This is a genomic window from Kitasatospora sp. NBC_00374 (assembly GCF_041434935.1).
GTDB lineage: Bacteria > Actinomycetota > Actinomycetes > Streptomycetales > Streptomycetaceae > Kitasatospora.
The window spans coordinates 5,792,958-5,816,525 of sequence record NZ_CP107964.1; the positions used below are offsets into that span (position 1 = coordinate 5,792,958).

General features: G+C 73.3%; 16 protein-coding genes. 6 read left to right on the forward strand and 10 right to left on the reverse strand.

What is annotated here, in order from left to right; all coding sequences use genetic code 11:
• Positions 1-70 precede the first annotated feature (70 nt).
• The 7 genes from OG871_RS25910 to OG871_RS25940 all read right to left on the reverse strand — a co-directional run bounded on the left by OG871_RS25910 (position 71) and on the right by OG871_RS25940 (position 8,286).
• Positions 71-1,087, reverse strand: a complete 1,017-nt coding sequence (locus OG871_RS25910) for an N-acetylglucosamine kinase (protein ID WP_371499749.1) — start codon at positions 1,085-1,087, stop codon at positions 71-73.
• Positions 1,088-1,125: 38 nt separating this feature from the next.
• Positions 1,126-2,406, reverse strand: a complete 1,281-nt coding sequence (locus tag OG871_RS25915) for a 6-phospho-beta-glucosidase (protein WP_371503424.1) — start codon at positions 2,404-2,406, stop codon at positions 1,126-1,128.
• 8 nt (positions 2,407-2,414) lie between these two features.
• Entirely contained in the window at positions 2,415-3,308 is an 894-nt protein-coding gene (locus tag OG871_RS25920; RefSeq protein WP_371499751.1) for a carbohydrate ABC transporter permease, read from the reverse strand.
• Between the two features lie 3 nt (positions 3,309-3,311).
• The gene (locus OG871_RS25925) at positions 3,312-4,268 is read right to left on the reverse strand and encodes a carbohydrate ABC transporter permease (RefSeq protein ID WP_371499752.1); all 957 of its coding nucleotides are present in this window, start codon (positions 4,266-4,268) and stop codon (positions 3,312-3,314) included.
• Positions 4,269-4,274: 6 nt separating this feature from the next.
• Positions 4,275-5,618 carry an extracellular solute-binding protein gene (locus OG871_RS25930; protein WP_371503425.1) on the reverse strand — a complete coding sequence of 448 codons (1,344 nt, stop codon included), beginning with the start codon at positions 5,616-5,618 and terminating at the stop codon, positions 4,275-4,277.
• Positions 5,619-5,742: 124 nt separating this feature from the next.
• A complete protein-coding gene (locus OG871_RS25935; RefSeq protein WP_371503426.1) occupies positions 5,743-6,906 on the reverse strand; it encodes an ROK family transcriptional regulator in 1,164 nt (387 codons plus the stop codon).
• A gap of 249 nt (positions 6,907-7,155) precedes the next feature.
• Positions 7,156-8,286 (reverse strand): mechanosensitive ion channel family protein, encoded by a 1,131-nt coding sequence (locus OG871_RS25940; RefSeq protein WP_371499754.1) that lies wholly within the window; start codon positions 8,284-8,286, stop codon positions 7,156-7,158.
• Positions 8,287-8,652: 366 nt separating this feature from the next.
• Between OG871_RS25940 and OG871_RS25945 the strand changes: the two genes are divergently transcribed.
• Both OG871_RS25945 and OG871_RS25950 read left to right on the forward strand, forming a co-directional pair.
• On the forward strand, positions 8,653-9,285 hold the full coding sequence (locus OG871_RS25945; protein WP_371499756.1) for an HNH endonuclease: 633 nt from the start codon (positions 8,653-8,655) through the stop codon (positions 9,283-9,285).
• A gap of 180 nt (positions 9,286-9,465) precedes the next feature.
• Positions 9,466-10,206: an HAD family hydrolase gene (locus tag OG871_RS25950; RefSeq protein ID WP_371499758.1), complete on the forward strand. Its 741-nt coding sequence runs from the start codon at positions 9,466-9,468 to the stop codon at positions 10,204-10,206.
• Here OG871_RS25950 and OG871_RS25955 read toward each other — a convergent pair.
• Positions 10,188-13,952 (reverse strand): beta-N-acetylglucosaminidase domain-containing protein, encoded by a 3,765-nt coding sequence (locus tag OG871_RS25955; protein ID WP_371499760.1) that lies wholly within the window; start codon positions 13,950-13,952, stop codon positions 10,188-10,190. The genes OG871_RS25950 and OG871_RS25955 overlap by 19 nt on opposite strands.
• Before the next feature lie 298 nt (positions 13,953-14,250).
• Here OG871_RS25955 and malQ point away from each other — a divergent pair, with 298 nt between their 5' ends.
• Positions 14,251-16,380 (forward strand): 4-alpha-glucanotransferase, encoded by a 2,130-nt coding sequence (gene malQ / locus OG871_RS25960; protein ID WP_371499762.1) that lies wholly within the window; start codon positions 14,251-14,253, stop codon positions 16,378-16,380.
• Between the two features lie 21 nt (positions 16,381-16,401).
• On the forward strand, positions 16,402-16,629 hold the full coding sequence (locus OG871_RS25965; protein ID WP_371499764.1) for a hypothetical protein: 228 nt from the start codon (positions 16,402-16,404) through the stop codon (positions 16,627-16,629).
• A 72-nt stretch (positions 16,630-16,701) separates the two neighbouring features.
• Here the strand turns inward: OG871_RS25965 and OG871_RS25970 are convergent, their stop codons facing one another.
• Positions 16,702-17,913, reverse strand: coding sequence for a S8 family peptidase (locus OG871_RS25970; protein WP_371499766.1), 1,212 nt, complete (start codon positions 17,911-17,913; stop codon positions 16,702-16,704).
• A 186-nt stretch (positions 17,914-18,099) separates the two neighbouring features.
• Complete coding sequence (pepN, locus tag OG871_RS25975) at positions 18,100-20,691, reverse strand: aminopeptidase N (protein WP_371499767.1); 2,592 nt, start codon at positions 20,689-20,691, stop codon at positions 18,100-18,102.
• A gap of 301 nt (positions 20,692-20,992) precedes the next feature.
• Here pepN and OG871_RS25980 point away from each other — a divergent pair, with 301 nt between their 5' ends.
• Positions 20,993-22,189, forward strand: coding sequence for an ROK family protein (locus OG871_RS25980; RefSeq protein ID WP_371503427.1), 1,197 nt, complete (start codon positions 20,993-20,995; stop codon positions 22,187-22,189).
• A 187-nt stretch (positions 22,190-22,376) separates the two neighbouring features.
• A complete protein-coding gene (locus OG871_RS25985; RefSeq protein WP_371499769.1) occupies positions 22,377-23,471 on the forward strand; it encodes a sugar ABC transporter substrate-binding protein in 1,095 nt (364 codons plus the stop codon).
• Positions 23,472-23,568: the final 97 nt, after the last annotated feature.

Sequence of the window (23,568 nt, forward strand, 5' to 3'; positions counted from 1 at the left end):
CCCCGAGCGGGGAGGCGCCCGCCGCCGGGCCGCCGGGGTGTGCGGGCCCCGGCGGCCAGGCGGCGGGGGTTCAGGCGGCGACCGGTGCGGTCGTCGGGTAGGCGGACCGCAGGCGCCGCTGGACGGCGGGCCCCGCGCCGAGCCGGTCGAGGCCGAGCAGGGCGGCGCCGAGGACCGGCGGGGCCACCACGATCCGGGGCTCGGCCAGCGGGGCGGCCTCGGCCAGCCGGGCCGTCAGGTTGTCGATCAGCAGCGGGTGCCGGGCGGCCAGCACGCCGCCGCCGAGCACCACGGGGGTGGGTTCGCCGAGCAGGTCGAGCCGGGTGAGGGCGACGACGGCGAGCCGGGCGATCTCGTCGGCCTGGCGGTCGATCAGCTGGAGCGAGGTCGGGTCGCCGGCCCGGGCGGTGGCGAACAGCACCCGGGAGATCTCGTGCAGCCGTACGCGGTCCAGCCGGCCGAGGTGGACGGCCTCGGCGACGGCGGTGGCGCTGGGCTGCCCGAAGTGCCCGGCGATGGCCGCGGCGAGCGCGGTGGGGCCGCCCCGGCCGTCCTCGGCGCGGGTGGCGTGCCACATCGCGTCGGCGGCCAGCCCGCCGCCGCCGCCCCAGTCGCCGGTGAGGTGGCCGAGGGCGGGGAAACGGGCGGTCCGGCCGTCGGGCAGCAGGCCGACGCAGTTGATCCCGGCGCCGCAGACCACCGCGACGCCGCGCGGGCCGTCGGTGCCCGCCCGCAGCAGGCCGAAGGTGTCGTTGGCGACGTGGCTGGTCGCCCCCCACGGCCGGGCCGCCAGCGCGGCGCTCAGCTGCTGCTCCTCGACCGGCAGGTCGGCGTTGGCCAGGCAGGCGCTGACGTGGCTGGTGAGCACCCGGCCAGGTCTCAGGCCGGCCTGCCGGGCGGCCTCCTCGACCAGCGGGGCGAGGGCGGCGACGGCCTGCTCGGCGCCGTCCAGCTGCGGCTGGAAGCCGCCGCCGCGGGCCGTGCCGAGGACGGCGCCGTCGGCCGACACCAGGGCGACGTCGGTCTTGCTGTTCCCGGCGTCGATGGCGAGGACGCCGGGGAGTTGCTCCTCCTGACGGTGGTTCATCGGTCTCCCCCACGGTGGTGCACGGTGGTCATCTGCCGTCACGCCCAGCTCAGGTGGGCGCGGTTGTGGGCGAGCAGCCGGTCGGTGAGCCGGTCGGCGAGGTCCAGCTGGCCGACCAGGGGGTGGGCCAGCAGCGCGTCGAAGACCCGGTCCCGGCCGCCCTTGAGCGCGGCCTCCAGCGCGAGCTGCTCGTACGCGGTGACGCTCGCGATCAGGCCCGCGTAGAGCGGCTCGACCGGTCGCTGCGGCAGCGGGCGGACGCCGTCGGCGTCCACCGTCGCCGGGACCTCGATCACGGCGTCGTCGGGCAGGAAGGGCAGGATGCCGTCGTTGCGGGTGTTGACCACCTGGACGCTGCTGCCGCCGCCGGTGCCGAGCAGGGCGGAGATCAGCTGGACGGCGGCCTCGGAGTAGAACGCGCCACCGCGCTTGCCGAGCAGTTCGGGCTTGGTGTCCAGGGCCGGGTCGGCGTACATCTCCAGCAGTTGCCGCTCGATCGCCGAGACCTCGGCCGCCCGCGAGCCCTTGACCCTGAGCTCCTCGACCACCAGGTCGTGCTGGTAGAAGTAGCGCAGGTAGTAGGAGGGCACCACGCCGAGCCGGCGGACCACCGCCGACGGCAGGTGCAGGTCGGCGGCGATCTGCTCGCCGAAGCCGTCCAGCAGTTCGGGCAGCACCTCGTGGCCGCCGGCGGCGCCGGGGGTGTCGAGCAGGGTGACGCCGCGCTCCCAGGTGAGGTGGTTGAGGCCGACGTGGTCGAGGCGGACCAGCTCGGGGTCGACGCCCAGGTGGGCGGCGAACTTCCGCTGGAAGCCGATGGCGACGTTGCACAGGCCGACGGCCTTGTGCCCGGCGCTCTGCAGGGCGCGGGTGACGATGCCGACCGGGTTGGTGAAGTCGACGATCCAGGCGTCCGGGCTGGCGAGGCGGACCTGTTCGGCGATGTCCAGCACCACCGGGACGGTGCGCAGCGCCTTGGCGAGGCCGCCGGCGCCGGTGGTCTCCTGGCCGACGCACCCGCACTCCAGCGGCCAGGTCTCGTCCTCGTTGCGGGCGGCCTGTCCGCCGACGCGCAGTTGGAGCAGGACGGCGTCGGCGCCCCGGACCCCGGCGGCGACCTCGGTGGCGGTGGTGACGGTGGCGCCGTGGCCCTGCCTGGCGAAGATCCTGCGGGCCAGGCCGGCGATCAGCTCCAGCCGGTCGGCGGCCGGGTCGATCAGGACGAGTTCGCCGATCGGGAGGGTGTCCCGCAGCCGGGCGAAGCCGTCGATCAGCTCCGGTGTGTAGGTGGAACCGCCGCCGACGATTGCCAACTTCAGTGCGGACATCAGCCCTTGACCCCTGTCAGTGTCACGCCTTCGATGAAGGCCTTCTGCGCGAAGAAGAACAGCACGAGCACCGGAGCCGTCACGAGCAGCGTGGCCGCCATGGTGAGGTTCCAGTTGGTGTGGTGGGCGCCCTTGAACGACTCCAGGCCGTAGCTGAGCGTCCAGGCGCCCGGGTTCTCGCTGGAGTAGATCTGCGGGCCGAAGTAGTCGTTCCAGCAGAAGAAGAACTGGAACAGGGCGACCGCGGCGATGGCGGGCTTCGCCATCGGCAGGACCACCCGGACCAGGGTCCGCAGGTCGCCGCAGCCGTCGATCCTGGCGGCCTCCAGGTACTCCTTGGGGATGGTCAGCAGGAACTGCCGCAGCAGGAAGATGGAGAACGCGTCGCCGAAGGCCATCGGGATGACCAGCGGCCACAGCGAGCCGGTGAGGTGCATCTGCTTGGCCCAGAACAGGTACATCGGGATGACGGTGACCTGGGGCGGCAGCATCATCATCGAGATGACGGCCGTCAGGGCCAGGTTGCGGCCGCGGAAGCGGAACTTGGCGAGCGCGTAGGCGACCGGGAGGCTGGAGACGACGGTCAGCGCGGTGCCGCCGGCGGCGTACAGCAGGGTGTTGCGCCACCAGGTGAGGAAGCCGGGGGTCCGCCAGACCTTGCCGTAGTTGCCCCAGTGCCACTCGGTCGGCCACAGGTTGGAGGTCAGTGCCTGCTGGTCGCTCATCACCGAGGTGAGCAGGACGAAGACGAACGGCAGCAGGAAGAACAGCGCGGCGGCGATGGCCAGGGAGTGCACGGCCACCCAGTGCAGGGCGGCGCGGCGGCGGGCCACCCGGGCGGCGGCGGTGGAGCCGGCCCGGGCGGGCAGGCGCACGGTCGAGGTGATGGTCATGGCTCAGTCCTCGTTGATGAAGCCGGACTTGCGGCGCAGCAGCAGCGACGTGAAGGCCATCGAGATCGCGAACAGGATCACGGCGACCACGCAGGCCGAGCCGGTGTCGAAGCGCTGGAAGCCGAGGTTGTAGACCATCTGCGGCAGCGTCCAGGTGGAGCCGTGCGGGTAGCCGGGCTCGAACTGCTGGCCGGAGCCGCCGATCACGCCGCTGGCGACCTTTCCGGCGACGATCGCCTGGGTGTAGTACTGCATGGTCTGGATGACGCCGGTGACGACGGCGAACATCACGATCGGTGAGATGTTCGGGGCGGTGACGAACCGGAACTTCTGCCAGGGGCCGGCGCCGTCGAGCTCGGCGGCCTCGTACTGCTCCTTCGGGACGTCGAGCAGGGCGGCCATGAAGATGACCATCAGGTCGCCGATGCCCCACAGTGCGAGCATGGTGAGGGCGGGCTTGGACCAGCTCGGGTCGGTGAACCAGCCCGGCTGCGGCAGGCCGAGGTCGCCGAGCAGGTGGTTGACCGGGCCGGTGCCGGGGTTGAGCAGGAAGGCGAAGGCCATCGTGGCGGCCACCGGCGGGGCCAGGTAGGGCAGGTAGAAGGCGGTCCGGAAGAAGCCGGCGCCGGTCCTCACCTTGGTGATCAGCAGTCCGATGCCGAGGCCGAAGGCCACCCGCAGGGTGACCATCACCAGGACCAGCCACAGGGTGTTGCCCAGACCCGTCCAGAACGACGGGTACTCGTTCAGGACGTAGTCCCAGTTCTTCAGGCCGTTGAAGGTCGGTGCGGTGAAGCCGTCGTACCGCATGAAGGAGAAGTAGACGGTGGAGATCAGCGGGTAGGCGAAGAAGACGCCGAAGCCGATCAGCCAGGGGGAGAGGAAGGCCACCGTGCGGGCGGCCTCCCGGCGGCGCTTGGCCTTCAGCGCCGGCGGGACGGGGGTGCTAGCGAGTGCCATGGTGCGTCACTTCGCCTGCTGGACGGCCGCGTCGATCTCCTTGGCCGTGGCGGCCAGCCCGGCCTTGAGGTCGGTCTGCCTGCCGGCCTCGTACTCGTAGCCGAAGTTCTGCATGGAGACCTGGTAGGCGCCGCCGTTGATGCTGGCGGGGGTGGTGCTGGAGTTCGGGTTCTTGGCGATGTCGATGAAGGTCCGGAAGTTCGCGTCGGCCTCCAGCTTGGGCGAGTCGAGCGCCTCGACGGTGCTGGGCACGTTGTGGATCGCGTTGGCGAAGCCGACCACGGCGTCGGTGTTGGTGGTCAGGTACTTGACCAGCTCCCAGGAGGCGGTCTGCTTCCTGCTGCCCTTGGCGATGCCGATGATGGTGCCGGTCTGGTAGCCGCGGCCGTAGGTGGCGGCCTGGTCGTCCGGCACCGGGAACGGCGCGGTGGCCCACTCGAAGTCGGGCTTGTCCTCGGCCAGCGAGGCGGTGCGCCACTCACCGTCGATGGCCATCGCCACCTGGCCGGCGGTGAACGGGTTCTTGGTGCTGAACTCGTCGCCGAAGCCGGTGCGGTACTTCTCCAGCCTGTCGAAGCCGCCGAGCCTGTCGACCAGGGCCTTCTGCCAGGTGTACATCGCGGCGACCCTGGGGTCGGAGGCGATGTCCGACGTGCCGTCGGCGCCGAAGTAGGCCGGGCCGTACTGGCCGAGGAAGTGCGTCGGGGTGGACTCGTAGCCGTGGTAGTTCGGCATGAAACCGAGCTGCTTGTAGCCGTCGCCCTCGGCCAGGGTCAGCTTGACGGCGTCGGCCTCGAACTCGCTGAAGGTCTTCGGCGGCGCGGTGATCCCGGCCGCGGCGAAGGCGGTCTTGTTGTAGTACAGGCCGTAGGCGTCGCCGAGCAGCGGCAGTGAGCACTGGTTGCCCTGGAACCGGCTGTACTGGAGCATCGCGGCCGGGAAGGTCTTGGCCGGGTCGATGCCGTCCTTCTGCAGCAGCGGCTTGAGGTCGGCCCAGACGCCCGCGGAGCAGAACTTGCCGACGTTGTCGGTGGTGAAGGAGGAGACCACGTCCGGCGCCGCGTCGCCGCCGGCCCGCAGCGCCTGCTCGCTCTTGTCGTCGGCGATGTTGCCGACCACCTTGACGTGGATGTTCGGGTGCAGCTTCTCGAAGGCGGCCACGTTGTCGGCGATCGCCTTGACCTCGTTGTCCTGGCTCCAGCCGTGCCAGAAGGTGATGGTCACGTCCTGGCCGGCGGCCGAGCCGTCCTGGCCGCCGGCGGAGTTGGTGCCGGTGCAGGCGGTGGCGAGCAGGGCCAGGCAGGCGGTACCGGTCAGGGCGGCGAGCGCGCGGTGCGTTCGGCGGGTGATGTCCACGGGGGTTCTCCTGGAGGTACGGGGGCAGGCGGCAGTGCCCGTCGGCCCGTGCGTGGGGGTGCCTTCGGTGGTGTGCGGGTGAGCGGTGGTACGGGGTGGTCGGGGCGGACGGCCGGCTTCAGTGGGTCGTGAAGGCGGCGTCCCGGGCGGTGGCGAGGGCGCGCTGCAGTGCGCCGTGCAGGACGGGGGAGCCGGGGACGGTACTGGAGCGCACCTCCGGCCGGGGGATGGCGATCCGGGCCAGCGACTCCTGGACGAGCTCCCGCAGGCGCTCGCCGCCGGCCGTCGGCACCCCGCCGGCCAGCACCAGCAGTTCCGGGTCGACCACGGCGACGATGGCGGCCAGCCCGACGGCGATCCGGTCGGCCAGGACGGCCAGGAACTCCTCGCCCGCGCCGGGGGTCTCCAGCGCGAGGGCCACGGCCTGCTCGGCGCCGGGCGCGTTCAGTCCGTGCTCGCGGGCCAGGGCGAGGACGGCGGGGGCGCCGGCCAGTTCCTGGAAGCCGCCGGAGTTCTTCCGGCGGACGTTGTGGACCACCGGGGCGCCGGGCACCGGCATGTAGCCGACCTCGCCGGCGCCGCCGGTGAAGCCCCGGTGCAGCCGGCCGGCGATCACGATCGCGGCGCCGATGCCCTCCTCGGCCCAGAGCAGGACGAAGTCCTCGCTGCCCCGGGCGGCGCCGACGGCCTGCTCGGCGATGGCCGCCAGGTTGACGTCGTTCTCGATGGTGACCGGGGCGCCGACCGCCTCGGACAGCTCGGCGACCAGCCGGGGCGAGTGCCAGCCGGGCAGGTGGGTGGCGTACCGGAGGCGGTCGGTGACCGGGTCGAGCGCGCCGCCGATGCCGAGGACGGCCTGGTGCAGGCTGCCCTCGGGCAGGCCCGCCAGACGGACGGTCTCGGCGACGGCGTCCGCCACCCGCCGGACGGTCTCCGCGGCGGGCCACCCCTTGGTCGCCACCTGGTGCTCGGCGAGGGTGCCGCCGGTGATGTCGGCGACGGCCACCCGGACGTGGGTGGTGGTGACGTCCAGACCGGCCACGTACCCGGCGGCCGGGTTGACCTGGTAGAGCTGCGCGTTCGGCCCGGGCCCGCCGGCGGTGGTGCCGACCGGTACGACCAGGCCGGCGGCCTCCAGTCGGGCCAGCAGCTGGGAGGCGGTGGGCTTGGACAGGCCGGTCAGCGTCCCGATCTGGGTTCGCGAGAGCGGGCCGTTGGCCAGCAGCAGTTCGAGGGCGGCGCGGTCGTTGATGGCGCGCAGCAGGCTGGGGGTGCCGGCCAGGGGCGCACGGGAACGGGTGTTGTCGGTCACAGGCCCGATCCTCCTCCGCCGACGGGGCACGGTGCGGCCCGGGGTCGTGGTTCGATGAACTGTTAGGAAAGTTTCCAATTCCTGAAGAGGACCGTAGATCCCGGCCCGGGGGAGTGTCAATGGGCCCGCCGGGCCCGGATGCGCAAGCGTTACCTCGAACGCCGGGAGCCCCGCCCCCCGGCAGGGGGACGGGGCTCCGGAAGGGGCGGCGGGGAGGGGTCAGCCGGCGGCCGGCCCGGCCCCGTCCGCGGTCTGCGGCGGAATCGGCTTGGCCGCCAGCGACCGGGCCGAACCCGGATCGCCCAGCACCGAGGGCGGCAGGAGCTCGACCACGGCGGGCGTCGCGGCGGCGGCACCGGCCGGTGCCACCTCCTCCTTGAGCTTCACGCCCGCCAGGTCGAACGCCGCCTTCAGCCGCAGCCGCAGCGTCCGGGAGACCAGTGCGGCGTTGCCCGGCGAGCAGCGCGCCTCGACCCGCAGCACCACCGAGTCCGCGGCCACCGACTCGACGCCCAGCACCTTCACCCGGCCCCAGATCAGCTCGTCGAACGGGGTCTCCTTGGCCAACTGCTCGGCGGCCTCGGTGATCAGCGCCTCGACCCGCTCCAGGTCCTCCTTGTAGCCGACCTGCACGTCCACCGCGGCGGTCGCCCAGCCCTGGCTCATGTTGGCGATCCGCTTGACCTCGCCGTTGCGGATGTACCAGATCTCGCCGCCGGTGCCGCGCAGCTTGGTCACCCGCAGCCCGACCTCCAGCACCGTGCCGGTGGCCACCCCGGTGTCGATCTCGTCGCCGACGCCGTACTGGTCCTCCATGATCATGAAAACCCCGGACAGGAAGTCCGTCACCAGGTTCCGCGCGCCGAAACCGATCGCCACACCCGCGACACCGGCGCTGGCCAGCAGCGGCGCCAGATTCACCCCGAGGGCGGACAGCACCATCAGCGCGGCCGTCCCCAGGATGGTGAACGAGGCCACGCTGCGCAGCACCGAGCCGATCGCCTCCGAGCGCTGCTGGCGGCGCTCGGTGTTGACCATGCCGCTGTTGGCCAGCAGCCCGCCGAGCCGGCTCAGCTCGGCCTCGGCCTCCGACGGGCGGCCCATCCGCGCGATCAGCTTGTCGATCAGTTTGCGTACCATCGCCCGCAGTACCAGGGCGAGCACCACGATGAACAGGATCCGCAGCGCGCCCTCCACCCAGCCCTGCCAGTTCGCGTCCAGCCAGCTCGCGGCCTGCTTGGTGGAACTGCTCACCTCGTCCGCGCTGGTCGGCAGGGTGAAGGTGAGTGAGGGCGTCGCGGGCGACGGGGTGGTGTCGGCGATCGGGCTGACGGGGGCGGATCGAACCACGTGCGGGGCTTCCTTCCGGGCAGGGCTACGACGGGGCCGCCCGGTCGGGACGGACCGTCGCGCCCAGCCTATCGGCCGCCCACCACCCGGTCGGACGCGCCGTCAGCCGTCCGGACGCCGTCGACAGGGGCCCCCACCAGGGGCGCGGAGTGCAGCGGGCGCGCCTGGTGGGCATACCGGGTATGACGGAATGCACATCCGGGTGCCCCCGGATGTGCACTGTCCGTTACTGAACGATCTGTTAGGAAGGAAATGGTGGCGCCGCACGAACACGTAAGGCGACACTGGTGGAGATCGCGCTCAAGTGCGTGATCACCCGCTCGTCCCGGCGCGAGCCACGCGCCGCAGGCGTCCAAGGAGGCCTCCGTGCCGCATGTCCTGGTCCTCAACGCGTCGTACGAGCCACTCGGCGTCGTATCGATGCGCCGCGCACTCATCCTGGTCCTCAGTCACAAGGCGGTCTGCCTGGAGGACTCCGGAATCACTCTGCACAGCGCCACCAGCGCCGTCCCGGCGCCGTCCGTCGTCCGTCTGACCCGCTTCGTCCGGGTCCCCTACCGCGGGCCCGTCCCGCTCACCCGCCGCGCACTGTTCGCCCGGGACCACGGGCGCTGCGTCTACTGCGGGGCCGCCGCCACCAGCGTCGACCACGTCATCCCGCGCAGCCGGGGCGGCCAGCACCGGTGGGACAACGTGGTCGCGGCCTGCCGCCGCTGCAACCACACCAAGGCCGACCGCCACCTGACCGAGCTCGGCTGGCGTATGAAGCACCCCCCGGCCGCACCGAGCGGCCTGGCCTGGCGGGTGATCGGCACCGGGATCAAGGACCCGCGCTGGCGCCCCTACCTGGAGCCGTACGGCGGCCTCGACCAGCTGCACCAGCAGCTGAGCGGCTTCGAGCACCACGACCATACCGACGGCGGCGGCGTTCTGCCGGCCCCGCACGGCCGGTCGCGCCCCATCCGCCGCGGTGAGCAGCCCGAGCCGCTCTCCGCCTGACAGACAAGGGCCTGCCCGACACATCCCTCGGTATGCCTCATGGGCCGCCTGCGCACCCCCAGCGGGAGCGCGGGCGGCCCGCCGTCTGCCACCGGAGCCCGGCGGCGTTCGGCCCGGCCCCGAGCCCCCGCCCCGAGCCCCCGCCCAGCCCCGCGCCCGAACGGACGGACCCCACCCCCCATGCGCCTGCCCATCGCACCGCCGCCCGGCCCCCGGGCGCCCGTCGCGGCGATCTCCTTCGACGGTGACGACACCCTCTGGGACTTCGCCTCCGGCTTCGACGCGGCCGTCGAGCACACCGCCCGCCTGCTCACCGAGGCGCTCGGCGGTCCGCCGGTGACGGTGCGGTGGCTGCACGAGGTCCGGGACGAGGTCGCGCTGGGCCTGCCCGGCGCCGGCTACGGGGTGATCCGGCGGGCCGCCTTCGCGGAGTCGGTGCGTCGCCGCGGCGGCGCACCCGGGCTGGCCGAGGAGCTCCACCGGGCCTTCAACGCCGTCCGGGCCGAGCGCACCGAGCTCTACCCGGAGACCCTGGACGTGCTGCGCGGGCTGGCCTCGCGGATGCCGCTGGCGCTCACCAGCAACGGCAACACCGAACTGGGCTGGCTCGGCCTGGAGAGCCTGTTCACCGTGGTCACCCGGGCCGCCGAGTGCGGGATCCACAAGCCCGACCCCGGCATCTACCTGCTCACCGCCGAGCGCCTGGGCGTCCCGCCGGGGCAGGTCCTGCACGTCGGCGACCACCCGGTCGAGGACCTGGCCGGCGCCCGCGCGGCCGGCCTGCCCGCCCTGCTGCTGGACCGCACCGGCCGCACCCCGGGCGCGCTCGCCTCACTGAGCGGCCTGACCGAGCTGACCGGCCTGACCGGGCTGACCGACCTGACCGGGCTGCCGGACGGCCGTCACGGGGTCACGGCGTAGACCTCCACGCCCCACAGCGAGTACCCGTACGTGGTCGCCCTGGTGACCCCCTGCACGCGCAGGTACTGGGTGTCCGGGGCGTCGAAGCGCAGCGTCTCGGTGCCGCCGGTGCTGTCGTCGACCGTGGCGACGGTGGTCCAGAGGACCCCGTCCGCGGAGGTCTGCAGGCGGTACGACGAGGCGTGGGCCTCCTGCCAGTGCAGCACCGCCGAGCCCAGCCGGGTCTTCTCCGGCAGCCGGATCTGCACCCAGGCGTCGTCCGTGGCCTTCGCGGACCAGCGGGTCTTGGGGTCGCCGTCGGCGACGGCCGAGGCCGGCTGGGAGGCGGAGGCGTCGCCGGAGGAGGAGGCCGTGCCGTTCCTGGCCAGGTCCGGGCCGCCGGTCGGCGGTACCACGTGCACCTGGAGCACCTGCCGTACCGTCAGCGTGCCGACGGTGAAGGTGATCGGCACCTGGTACACGCCCGACGGCGTCCCGGCCGCCGCGGTGACCTGCACCGGGGCCGCCACCTTCGCGCCGCGCGGCACGGTGACGGCGCCCGCGGGGGTGACCGTCAGGCCCTTGGCCTCGGCGGGCACCTCGGCCTTGAGCAGACCGGCGGCACCCTCCGGGCGGCCCGCCTCCAGCACCGCCTTGGTCTGCGCGGGGGTGCTCTGGCCGGCCACCACGTCGAGCACGCCGGGGGAGAGGTTGAGCCGGGCCGCCGGGATGTCGGCGTACCAGGGGATGATCTGGTTGACCACCGGGGCCTCCCCGCCCGGTGCCCAGACCAGCCGGATCGCCTCGGCCGGGGCGCCGCCCGCGGGGAGTTCGTTGTAGCCGGGCTTGACCGGGCCGATCGCCGCCCAGCTGCCGTCGGGCCGGCGCACCTCGGCGGTGGCCGAGGCCCGGACCGTCGGGTCGGTGAGCACGGTCACCCGGTCCAGCGGGCGCGGCGCGCCCAGTTCGACGGTCAGCGGGGTGGTGTTGCTGCCCGGCGCGCCGGCGGCCCGCCAGGCGGTGTCCGGGTCGCCGTCCAGCACCGCGGACGCCGAGGAGCCGGGCGCGGCCGGCGGGGCGCTCACGCTGGCCGGGCTGTCGCCGGGGGCCGCCACGCTGAACTCGCGGATCGCGACCGCCGTCTTCTGGCCCGCGGTGGCGCGCAGCCGGACGGCCTTGGCCACCGTGCCGGCCGGGGCGTCCACCGAGATGCTCGTCTGGTTGTGCACCTTGGCCAGCTGGCGCCAGCCGCCCGTCCCGGTGGAGTACTCCAGCACCGCGTCGTGCAGGTAGTCCCCGGCGGCGCCGGCCGCGTCCGGGCTGTCGCCCCAGGAGCCCATCAGCACGGTGACCCGGCCGAGCGGGCGGGCGGTGCCCAGGTCCAGGCCGACGGTGTCGCCCGTGGTGGGCGGGCCGGCGCTCCAGTAGAAGGTGTCCGCGGAGCCGTCCGCCATCAGCGCCGGTACGTGGTCGTGGGCGCTTCCGAAGGTGCTGGTGGCGGTGATCCCGCCGGCCGTTATGCCGGACCAGGTGTCGGCGGACTGCACGGCGCGCTCCAGGAAGCCGTCCAGCACGCCCGCGCCGACCGTCACCGGGCTGCCGTCCAGCTGCTCGCGCAGGCTGCGCAGCCGGATCCGGGCGTCCCAGGCGGCGTTGCCGTCGCCGCCGCGCTGGGCCAGCAGCATGTCGACGGCGGCCTGGCCGGCCTGGCCGTAGGCGGCCAGTTTGGTCAGCCAGGGGCCGGCCTCGGGGCCGATCGGGTCGGCGGACAGCGCCTGCGGGGCGGTGGCCATGGTGGCGAAGGCGTCCCGGACGGGGGCGGCGGCCTCGGCCAGCCGCGCCAGGTCCGGGGCGTTGCCGCCGGTCGGCTCCAGCGCCGCCCAGAACCGCTCCAGCAGCGGCACCAGGTAGCCCGACTCCTGACGGGCGAGCGGCGAGGAGGAGCTGTTGCCGGCCAGCGCGGTCAGCGCGGCCAGCTCCGCGGGGTTGGCCGCCAGCGAGTGCAGGGCGGCGTTCCAGGAGTCCAGCGGCTGGTAGCCCTCCGGCTTCCAGCCGAAGTCGGCGGCGGTCGCCAGCGGGATCCGGGAGGCCACCGGCTGGCTCATCGCCGCGGTCAGCAGCACCGCCGAACGCTTCGCCACCTCGGGGTCGCGCCCGGCGTAGCCGCCGAGGTACAGCCGCTCGGGGGTGGAGTCGTTCACCGGGTAGTTGTCCATGGTCACCAGCGGGCGGCCGTACAGTGCGGCCGTCTCGTCGAACTGGCCGCCCGTCACCTTGGCCGGGATCGCCGATCCGCCGCTCCAGGCCACCTGGACGTCCTTCGGCAGGGCCGCCGCCAGGGCCGTCCGGTACGGCGTGGCGCCCTGCTTCTGGTACTCGGTCGGCATCACCGACAGCAGGACCGGATCCGGGCGTTTGGCCAGGTGCTCGCGGACCTTGCCGGTCAGCGCGGCCTGCGCCTTGGCGGCGGCGGCCGGGCCGGTGCCGTAGGCCTTCCGGTCGGCCGAGCAGTGCCACTCGTCGTAGCTGGCGTCCAGGAACTGCAACTGGAAGGCCCGGAAGCCCAGTTGGCGCAGCGAGTCGAGCTTCGCCAGCAGCGCGTCGACGTCCTTGCCCGAGCTGTAGCAGAACGACTGCCCGGGGTCGATGGCGTAGCCGAGGGTCACATGGTTGTCCCGGGCCCGGGCCGCCAGCTCGCGCAGCTCGTCCGACTGGCGGGCGGGGTAGGCCTCGCGCCAGCGGGAGAGCCGGTACGGGTCGCCGCCGGGCGCGTAGAGGAAGAAGTTCTGCTTGGTGCGGCCGAGGAAGTCGATCTGCTCCAGCCGCTCCTCGGCGGTCCACGGGGTGCCGTAGAAGCTCTCGGCGGTGCCGCGTACGGCGGCGCCGCTCGGCCAGTCGCGGATCGCCAGGCCCGGGAAGCCCTTGGGGCCGTCGCCCTGGCCCTGGCCGGGGGAGAGCGGGGCGAGCAGCTGGCGCAGGCTCTGCGCCGCGTAGAAGGTGCCGGGGCCGTCCGCGCCGGCCAGCACCACGGCGCCGTAGCTGCCGCCGCCGGGGGCGGGCAGCTGTCCGATCGCCAGCACGTAGCCGCCGGCCGGGAGTCCGGCCGTCTCCGGCGGGGTGCTGCCGCCCGCGTCGGCCAGCTCGCGCAGGATCCGGTCGGCCTGCCCGCCCGCGCCGCCCACGTACACCACCAGCGAACCGGCGGTCGGGGCCGGCGGTTCCGGCGTCGGCGTGACCTCGGTGGCTCCGGCATTGCCCAGCACCTGCCGGACGGCCTCCAGCGCCGCGCCGTCCGCGCCGTCGCCGGTGACCAGGCTGACCGTGCCCGGCACGCTGACGGGGCGCCCGGCGGCCTGGAGCTGCTGCGGGCGCGGGTACACCTGCGGGTCGGCGAGCGAGCCGAGCGGGGTGACCAGCGAGGAGCTCGCCACCCGGTGGTCGCCGACCGGGGCCGCGTACGCACCCGGGGATCCGATCAGCAGCCCGCTGACCACGGCGGCGGCCGAGAGGGTCGCGGCGAGCTGGAGCGTGCCGCTGCGGCGCCCGGACCTGCGCTCCGCCCGGACCGAGGCGAGCAGCGGAGCGGTGCCCTTGATGTCGGCGATGAACCGGTCGGCGGCCCTGGGGGCCAGCTGGCGGGCCGTCCGGGCGGCCGTCCGCCGGGCGGCCAGTGCGGCCGGGTGGTAGAGCACGTCGCGCAGGGCCGCGCTGTGCCTGATCTGCTGCCTGAGCCGCCGTCCCGCCGCTTCCGAAACGCGCGCCTGCACAGGAGCCTCCTCGCACCGAAAGCGCAGCTCACCGTCCCGCCGCCGCGGATCGTCGAACTGCCGCACCACCCTTGACCCGCCTAGCGACCACAGCCCACCAGGTGCCTGGTCCGGTGTCAACGTCGTTGACTTCAATGCGTCCAATGTCCGGATTGTCCGTCGAGGATGCCGGACCGGACCGGCCCGGCCGCCCGCGCGACCCCGCGCGCTCGTGTCGGTCGGGGTCGCGCGGCCCCCGTACGGGTAGGACTGTGGCTGTTCGCATCGGGTGTCCTCAACGACCTCTGGGAGCCGCAGAGTGGCCGCATACCTGGACCGTGACGAAACCGGCAAGAGCGGGCAGGCGCCCGCCGAGGACAGTCCGGCGCCGCCGCCGGAACTGGTCGCGCTGGCGCACGCGTACGGGGTGGACAGCACGTACGACCCGGGCAGCGGCCCGGTGCCGGTGGCGCCGGACACGCTGGTGGCGGTGCTCGCGGCGCTCGGCGTGGACGCCGGTACGCCGCAGGCGGTCCAGGAGTCGCTGGAGCGTCACCGGGCGGCCCAGGCGGCCCGGTTGCTGCCGCCGTGCGTCGTGGCCCGGGCCGGACGGCGCACCGCGCTGGACGTGCCCGCGGACGCCCGGCTGAGCATCGAACTGGAGGACGGCGGCACCTGGACCCTGCCGACCGGTCACTCGCACTGGCTGCCCGCCGACCTTCCGCTCGGCCGGCACCGCCTCACCGCCCGGGTGGCCGGCCGCGAGGGCAGTGCGCCGCTGATCGTGGCGCCCCAGCGGGTGCCGGAGCCCGGCGGCCGCGGCTGGGGATTCCTCGCGCAGCTGTACTCGGTGCTCTCCGAACGCTCCTGGGGCATGGGCGACCTGGGCGACCTGGGCGAGCTGGCGCAGTGGGCGGGCAACGAGCTGGGCGCCGCCTTCGTCCAGCTCAACCCCCTGCACGCGGGCCTGCCCGGCGCGCCCTCCGACCCGTCCCCGTACCGCCCCTCCTCCCGGCGCTTCGCCGATCCGGTGCACCTGCGGATCGAAGCGCTCCCCGAGTACGCCTACGCCGACCTCGGCGACCTGCCGCGCCGCGCCGCCCACCTGCGCGACGAGGTGCTGCGGCACGACGGCCTGATCGACCGCGACGCCGTCTGGGACCTGAAGCGGCAAGCCCTGGAGATCCTGCACCGGGTGCCCCGGGGCGTCGGCCGGGACGCGGCCTACCGGGCGTTCGTCGCCCGTGAGGGCGCCTGGCTGGAGCAGTACGCCACCTGGTGCGCGCTGGCCGAGCGGCACGGCGGCGACCGGCACCGCTGGCCGAAGGGCCTGCGGCACCCGGACAGCCCCCATGTCGCCCTGGCCAGGGAGGAGTTGGCACCGGCCGTCGAGTTCCACCGCTGGCTGGCCTGGCTGGTGGACGAGCAGCTCGGCCAGGCCCAGCACGCGGCCGAGCAGGCCGGGATGGCGGTCGGCCTGATCCACGACCTGGCGGTCGGCGTGCACCCGGACGGCGCGGACGCCTGGGTCCTGCAGGACGTCCTCGCCGAGGGCATCTCGGTCGGCGCCCCGCCGGACGCCTTCAACGCGCACGGTCAGGACTGGGGCCTGCCGCCCTGGCGCCCCGACGCGCTGGCCGAGGCCGGCTACGCCCCGTACGCGGAGCTGCTGCGCGCCGCGGCCCGGCACGCGGGGGCGATCCGGATCGACCACGTGATGGGCCTGTTCCGGCTCTGGTGGGTGCCGGCCGGGCACCCGCCGACCCGCGGCGCGTACGTCCGTTACGACGCGGAGGCGATGCTCGGGGTGCTCGCGCTGGAGGCGCACCGGGCCGGCACCCGGGTGATCGGCGAGGACCTGGGCACGGTCGAGCCCGGGGTGCGCGAGGAGCTGACCGCCCGGGGCGTCCTCGGCACCTCGGTGCTCTGGTTCGAGCGGGACTGGCAGGACAAGGGCGCCATCCTGCCGCCCGAGCGCTGGCGCTCCGGCTGCCTGGCCACCCTCACCACCCACGACCTGCCCAGCACCGCGGCCCGGCTGACCGGCGAGCACGTCGAGCTGCGGCACCGCCTCGGGCTGCTGGCCCGCCCGCTCGGCGAGGAGCAGGCCGAGGCGGCGGCCGAGCTGACGGAGTGGCACGCCGAGCTGGTCCGGGCCGGCCTGATCGGGGCCGGGGACGACCTCACCCCCGAGGCGCTCCACGCCTTCCTGCTGGCCACCCCGGCCGAGCTGGTCGGCGTCTGGCTGCCCGACACGGTCGGCGACCCGCGCCCGCAGAACCTGCCCGGCACCTGGGACCAGTACCCGAACTGGCGCCTCCCGGTCGCCGACGCCACCGGCACCCCCGTCACCCTGGAACACCTGGCCGCCGCCCCGGCCGCCGCCCGCCTCGCGGCCCTGGCCGCCGCCCGTACCGGAAGGCGCACCCCGGCGCGCGGGGCCCGGTAGGCGGCCGGTACCTTGGAAAACGTGGACAAGAGGAACGCTTTGCGCGCTGGTGCGGTCTCCGCAGCGGCCACGCTGATGATGCTGATGTCGTCGCCCGCCATGGCGCTGGTCCGGGACGACGGTGACGACCCGGGGCAGAGCCTGAGCGTCGCCCAGACGCTGGGCCTGTTCGTGGCGCTGCCGATCGCGATGTTCGTGGTGATCGCCGGCCTGGTCATGCTCCCCTCGCTCGGCAAGGGCAAGAAGTAGCAGCAGACACCCGGGACCCCCGTCGTCTCCTCGGAGGCGGCGGGGGTCGTCGTCGTGGGTGCCGGTGCGGGGTCAGAGGCCGCCGGTGTGGAGCAGCGCGTTGGGCGAGCCCTTGCTGACCTTGAGGACGTCCTTGGTGGACTGCTCGGACAGCCAGAGGGCGACGTCCTCACTGCTGGCCGCGGGGTTCCTGGCCTTGTAGAGGGCGGCCACCCCGGCCACGTGCGGGCTGGCCATCGAGGTTCCGTCCAGGGCGACGGAGCCGCCGCCGAGCCTGGCGGAGACGATGGCCCTGCCGGGGGCGTACATCCACAGGCACGGGCCGAAGTTGCTGAAGTCGGTCTCCTGGTCGTAGGGGTCGGTGGCACCGACGGTGACCACCCGCTCGGCGCCGGCGGGCGAGATGCCGCAGGCGTCCACCGCGTCGTTGCCGGCCGCGAGGACCGGCAGGACGCCCATGTCCGAGACCGCGGTGGCGGCGTTGTTCACGGCCTGGGTCTTCGGTCCGCCGAGCGAGCCGTTGAGCACGGAGCCGGGCTTCGCGTTCTTGGCGACCCAGTCGAGGCCGGCGATGATCCCGGACCAGCTGCCCCTGCTGTCGCAGCCGAGTACCCGGACGCTGACCAGCGCCGCCTCGCGCGCCACGCCGTACGTCGAGCCGCCGACGGTGCCGGTGACGTGGGTGCCGTGGCCGTTGCAGTCGCTTCCGCCCCGGCCGTCGCCCATCGCGTCGAAGCCGGGCACCGCGCGGCCGCCGAACTCGGCGTGCTTGAAGTCGATGCCGGTGTCGAGCACGTAGACGGTGGCGCCCTTGCCGGTGCCGCCCACGTCGAACTGCTGGTTCAGGGGCAGGTAGGCCTGGTCGATCCGGTCCAGGCCCCAGCTCGCGGCCGCCGCCCGCCGGCCGAAGACGGGCGGTGCGCTCGCGGTGACCGGGGTGCCCGAGGCCACGCCGTCCTCCTCCACCGCCTCGACGCCCGGCAGCTTGCGCACCGCCTCCAGCTGGGCCGGGGTGAGCTGTGCCGCGAAGCCGTTCAGGACGGACGTGTAGGTGAAGAGCGGCTTGAGCCCCGGGACGGCCTGCTGGGCGGTGGCGCCGGCGTCGAGGCCCTTCGTCAGCGTGACGATGTACTGGCCGGGAATCGCCTGCGCCGACCTGTGCAGCGGCGCCGGGGTGGCCCGGTGCGGGGCGGGGGCGCCGACGGCGGAGGCGGCCGGGGCCGCGGCGAGTGGGGCCAGAAGGAGGAGGGCTGCTGCGGACGCGTGGCGCGTGGACGGGCGCATTCGGGCTCCGTTCGGGACGAGTGCTCGGACGAGAGGCGCTGCGGGCGGGACGGCCTGCAGTCTGACAATCACTCAATCCTTCGTCCGACGCCGATCTCTGACTGAGCACCATCACTCGGTTGCGGGACGTCCGGGCACGAAAAAGGAGCCGAACGTGTGTCCGGCCCCGATTCCGTCAGCGGTGTGTCAGTGACCCAGCGCCCGGGCCCCGGCCGCGCGGTCGGCCGCCTGGGCCTTCAGCGCGCGCTCGATGCCCGCCCGGGCCTCCACGACCTGCCGGCGCAGGGCCGGGACCGGCTCGGCCGAGGCCAGCCAGGCGTCGGTGGCGTCCAGGGTGGCCTGCTCGACCAGGAAGGCCGGGTACAGGCCGACGATGATCTGCTGCGAGATCTCGTGGCTGCGGGTCTCGTAGATCCCCTTGACCGCGGCGAAGTACCTGGCGGCGTAGGGGGCGAGCAGCTCCCGCTGGTCGGACTGCTGGAAGCCGCTGATGACGGCCTCCTGGACGTAGTTGGTGAGCTCGTCCGACTCCACCACCGACGCCCAGGCCTCGGCCTTGGCCTCGACGGTCGGGCGGGAGGCACGGCAGCTGGCCGCGTGCTCCAGGCCGGCCGCGGTGTTGTCGCGGGCGAGCTCCGCCTCGACGGCCCTGTCGTCGGCGCGACCGGTGGCGACCAGGCGGCCGAGCAGGGTCCAGCGCAGCTCGGTGTCGACGGCCAGACCGTCCAGCACCGTGGAGCCGTCCAGCAGGCCGGCCAGCAGGGCGAGCTGCTCGTCGGTGCGGGCGGCGGCGGAGAGCGTGCGGGCCCAGGCGAGCTGGTGGTCGCTGCCGGGGGCGGCCGCGCGCAGCTGCTGCTCCGCGGCGGCGGCCCAGCGCTGCAGGCCCTGCTCGCGCCAGGCCGGGTCGGTGTACGCGTCCAGGGCCAGCTTGGCCTGGCGCTGCACCGACTGGACCACGCCGATGTCGGACTCCCGGGCGAGGCCGGAGACGGCCAGCTCCAGGTAGTCGCGGGCGGCGAGCTCGCCGTCGCGGGTCATGTCCCACGCGGAGGCCCAGCACAGCGCGCGCGGCAGGGGCTCCGCGAAGGCGCCGAGGTGCTCGGTGACGACGGCCAGCGAGGCCTCGTCGAGGCGGACCTTGGCGTACGAGAGGTCGTCGTCGTTGAGCAGCAGGACGGCGGGCTTGCGGCGGCCGACCAGCTGGGGCACCTCGGTGCGCTCGCCGTCGACGTCCAGCTCGATCCGGTCGGTGCGCACCAGCGCGCCGTCCTGGAGCTCGTAGACGCCGATGGCGATCCGGTGCGGGCGCAGCACGGCCTCGCCCTTGGCGCCGGCGGGCAGGGCCGGGGCCTCCTGGAGCACGGCGAAGGAGGTGATGGTGCCGTCCCCGTCGACCTCGACGGCCGGGCGCAGGATGTTGATGCCGGCCGTCTCCAGCCAGGCCTTGGACCAGGTCTTGAGGTCCCGGCCGCTGGCCTTCTCAAGGGCGCCGAGCAGGTCGCTGAGCCGGGTGTTGCCCCAGGCGTGCTGCTTGAAGTAGGCGCGGACCCCCTCGAAGAAGGCGTCCTGGCCGACGTAGGCCACCAGCTGCTTGAGCACCGAGGCGCCCTTGGCGTAGGTGATGCCGTCGAAGTTGACCTGGACGTCCTCCAGGTCGTTGATCTCCGCCATGATCGGGTGGGTGGACGGCAGCTGGTCCTGCCGGTACGCCCAGGTCTTCATCTGGTTGGCGAAGGTGGTCCACGAGTTCGGCCACTTGGAGCCGGGGGCCTCGGCCTGGCAGACCGCCTCGGCGAAGGTCGCGAACGACTCGTTCAGCCAGAGGTCGTTCCACCACTCCATGGTGACCAGGTCGCCGAACCACATGTGGGCCAGCTCGTGCAGGATGGTGGCGGCCCGGCTCTCGTAGGCGGCGTCGGTCACCTTGGAGCGGAAGACGTACTGGTCGCGCAGGGTGACGGCACCCGCGTTCTCCATCGCGCCGGCGTTGAACTCCGGAACGAAGAGCTGGTCGTACTTGGCGAACGGGTAGGCGAAGTCGAACTTCTCCTGGAAGTAGTCGAAGCCCTGCTTGGTGACGTCGAAGATCGCCTCGGCGTCCAGGAACTCGCGCAGCGACGGACGGCAGTACACGCCCAGCGGCACCCGCTGCTCGCCGTCGGCGTACTCGTCGAAGACGCCCACGTACGGGCCGGCCACCAGCGCGGTGATGTAGCTGGAGATCCGCGGGGTCGGCTCGAAGGACCAGACCTGGGTGTCGCCCTCGCCGGCCGGCTCGGGGGTGGGGGAGTTGGAGACCACGACCCAGCCGCGCGGGGCGGTGACGGTGAACCGGAAGGTGGCCTTCAGGTCGGGCTGCTCGAAGCTGGCGAAGACGCGGCGGGCGTCCGGCACCTCGAACTGGGTGTAGAGGTAGGTCTCGTTGTCGACCGGGTCGACGAAGCGGTGCAGGCCTTCGCCGGTGTTGGTGTAGGCGCAGTCGGCGACCACCCGCAGTTCGTTCTGGGCCTGCAGGCCGGGCAGCGCGATCCGGCTGTCGGCGAAGCCGGCCGGGTCGAGGGCCTCACCGTTCAGCACGATCTCGGACACGCTCGGCGCAACCAGGTCGATGAAGCTGTCGGCGCCCGGAGTCGTGGCGGAGAACCGGACCACGGTGGTGGACCTGAACGTGCCTCCCGCCCGGGCGGTGCCCAGGTCGAGCTCGATCTCGTACGCGTCCACGTGCAGGAGCTGGGCCCGGGTGCGGGCCTCCTCACGGGTCAAGTTGGTGCCAGGCACTCGCAGGACTCCTTTGTCAGGCTCGGATGCACAGGCATCCTCCCATGCCGGGGCCGGTGTGGACCTTGGTATTCCCGCCCTGTGGGCGGCCGGACCGAGGTTTCGGAACGGTCCCGGTTGGCGCTTCACTCGGCGGCGAGTGGGGCGCTGAGCTTAGAGTTCAGAAGTTGAAGCTGAACAGTTGGTTGAGGGATCAACACCGTGAGGTGACGATCGCCGAGGCCACAGGAGCTCCGCCGCAAAGGCGCGGCAGGGGCGGGGACGGTCGAGTCCCCGTGCCCTGGGAGGGTGAATCATGTCGATGGACACACCGGGATCGCAGTCCTCGTTGCACCGGGCCAACCTCGAACGGGTGCTGCGTGCGGTGCGGATGGCCGGCTCGCTCACCCAGGCCGAGATCGCCCGTGGCACGGGCCTGTCGGCCGCCACGGTGTCCAACATCGTCCGGGAGCTCAAGGAGAGCGGCACCGTCGTGGTCGCCGACACCTCCTCGGGCGGCCGCCGGGCCCGCAGCGTCTCGCTCAGCGGGGACGCCGGGATCGTGGTCGGCGTCGACTTCGGCCACACCCACCTGAGAGTCGCGGTGGGCAACCTGGCCCACCGGGTGCTGGCCGAGGAGAGCGAGCCGATCGACGTCGACGTCTCCGCGCAGCAGGGTTTCGACCGGGCCGAGGCCCTGGTGGAGCGGCTGCTGGCGCAGGCGGGCTTCCGTCCGGACAAGGTGATCGGCGTCGGCCTGGGCGTGCCGGGGCCGATCGACCTGGAGACCGGCGCGCTCGGCTCCACCGCGATCCTGCCCGGCTGGACGGGCATCGCCCCGGGCAAGGAGCTCGCCCAGCGCCTGGGCATGGAGGTGCACGTCGACAACGACGCCAACCTGGGCGCGCTGGGCGAGCTGGTCTGGGGGGCCGGGCGCGGGCTGAGCGACCTGGCGTACATCAAGGTGGCCAGCGGTGTCGGCTCCGGGCTGGTGATAAACGGTCAGATCTACCGCGGCCCCGGCGGCACGGCGGGCGAGATCGGGCACATCACGCTGGACGAGGCCGGGCCGGTCTGCCGCTGCGGCAACCGGGGCTGCCTGGAGACCTTCGTCGGCTCCCGCTACCTGCTCAACCTCTTGAACGCCAACCACCCCGGGGAGCTGACCCTGACCAAGGTGGTCCAGCTGGCCCAGCAGGGCGACCTCGGCTGCCGCCGGGTGATCGCGGACGCGGGCCGGCAGATCGGGATGGGCGTCGCCACCCTGTGCAACCTGCTCAACCCGCGTCGGATCATCCTCGGTGGCGACCTCGCCGAGGCCGGTGAGCTGGTGCTTTCCCCGATCCGGGACTCGGTGGCCCGGTATGCGATCCCCAGCGCGGCCCGTCAGCTCTCGGTCGTTCCGGGCACGCTCGGTGGCCGTGCGGAGGTGCTCGGCGCGCTCGCACTGGTGATGAGCGAGATGGGCGAATCGGGCGCAATCCGGCAGACCGGGGCGGCTTCGGGGAGCCAGGGCTGACCGGGCGACAGGGCGGGTGCCGGGGCCGCACTGCCAGGTTGGTCTCGGCTTCGCCTTCAGGAAGATAACGAAAGGGTTCGAATCCTCGGTCTTCCGGTTTTACTTATTGACGACAAGCAGACGGGCCGGGTTGACTCCCTTCCACCTCGCCGCAACGTTGCGGCTCTGTCAGGGAGGCACCCCCCACATGAACGCAATGATGCGTCGCGCTGTCATCGGTACCGCCGCGGTTTCGATGGCCCTCTCCATGGCCGCCTGTGGCAAGGCCGGCAGTGACAAGAAGGACAGCGCCGCGTCCGGCGACACCAAGTCGATCGGTCTGCTGCTCCCCGAGAACGCCTCGTCGACCCGGTACGAGTCCTTCGACAAGCCGTTCATCGAGGCCAAGGTCAAGGCGCTCTGCGCCGACTGCAACGTCAAGTACAGCAACGCCGAGGGTTCGGCCGCCAAGCAGAAGCAGCAGTTCGACACCCTGATCGCCCAGGGCGTCAAGGTCATCATCCTGGACGCCTTCGACGCCAAGTCGACCCAGTCCTGGGTCAAGGAGGCGGCCGACAAGGGCGTCAAGGTCATCGCGTACGACCGCCTGGCCACCGGCCCGGTCGCCGCGTACGTCTCGTTCGACAACGAGAAGGTCGGCGAGCTGCAGGGCCAGGCCCTGGTCGACGCCCTGGGCGCCAAGGCCGCCGACGCCAACATCGTCATGATCAACGGTGACGACGCCGACCCGAACGCCGGCAAGTTCAAGTCCGGTGCGCACAAGGTCCTGGACGGCAAGGTCAAGAAGGTCGTCTACGAGCAGTCCGGTGAGTGGAAGCCCACCGTCGCGGGCCAGAAGGTCGGCGCCGCCATCACCCAGCTCGGCAAGGACGGCTTCCAGGCCGTCTACTCCGCCAACGACGGCATGGCCGCCGCGATCATCACCCAGCTCAAGGGCGCGGGCATCACCGTCCCGGTCGGCGGGCAGGACGCGGGCCTCGACGCCATCCAGCGCCTCGTCTCCGGCGACCAGGCCTACACCATCTACAAGGCCTACCGGCCGCTGGCCGACTCGGCCGCCGAGCTCGCCGTCGACCTGCTGCAGGGCAAGGACATCAAGTCCGTCGCCTCCGCCAGCATCGACAGCGACACCGACAAGGCCATCCCGGCCAAGCTGCTGGAGCCGAAGGTCGTCACCAAGGCCAACATCCAGGACACCGTGATCGCCGACGGCCTCTACAAGGCCGCCGACATCTGCACCGGCGACTACGCCGCCGCCTGCGCCACGGCCGGCCTGAAGTAGTTCCCAGGCGGGCGACGCCTCCCCCACCCCGGGAGAGCGTCGCCCGCTCCGGCACGGCGTGTCGGCTCCCCCGCCCTCCTCCGGTGAAGGCGGGCCG

Bases quoted from the DNA above. Each gene is read 5' to 3' on its own strand.
- OG871_RS25910 (WP_371499749.1), bottom strand. From the start codon at position 1,087: ATGAACCACCGTCAGGAGGAGCAACTCCCCGGCGTCCTCGCCATCGAC.
- OG871_RS25920 (WP_371499751.1), bottom strand. From the start codon at position 3,308: ATGACCATCACCTCGACCGTGCGCCTGCCCGCCCGGGCCGGCTCCACC.
- OG871_RS25925 (WP_371499752.1), bottom strand. From the start codon at position 4,268: ATGGCACTCGCTAGCACCCCCGTCCCGCCGGCGCTGAAGGCCAAGCGC.
- OG871_RS25950 (WP_371499758.1), top strand. From the start codon at position 9,466: ATGCGCCTGCCCATCGCACCGCCGCCCGGCCCCCGGGCGCCCGTCGCG.
- OG871_RS25970 (WP_371499766.1), bottom strand. From the start codon at position 17,913: ATGCGCCCGTCCACGCGCCACGCGTCCGCAGCAGCCCTCCTCCTTCTG.
- OG871_RS25980 (WP_371503427.1), top strand. From the start codon at position 20,993: ATGGACACACCGGGATCGCAGTCCTCGTTGCACCGGGCCAACCTCGAA.
- OG871_RS25985 (WP_371499769.1), top strand. From the start codon at position 22,377: ATGAACGCAATGATGCGTCGCGCTGTCATCGGTACCGCCGCGGTTTCG.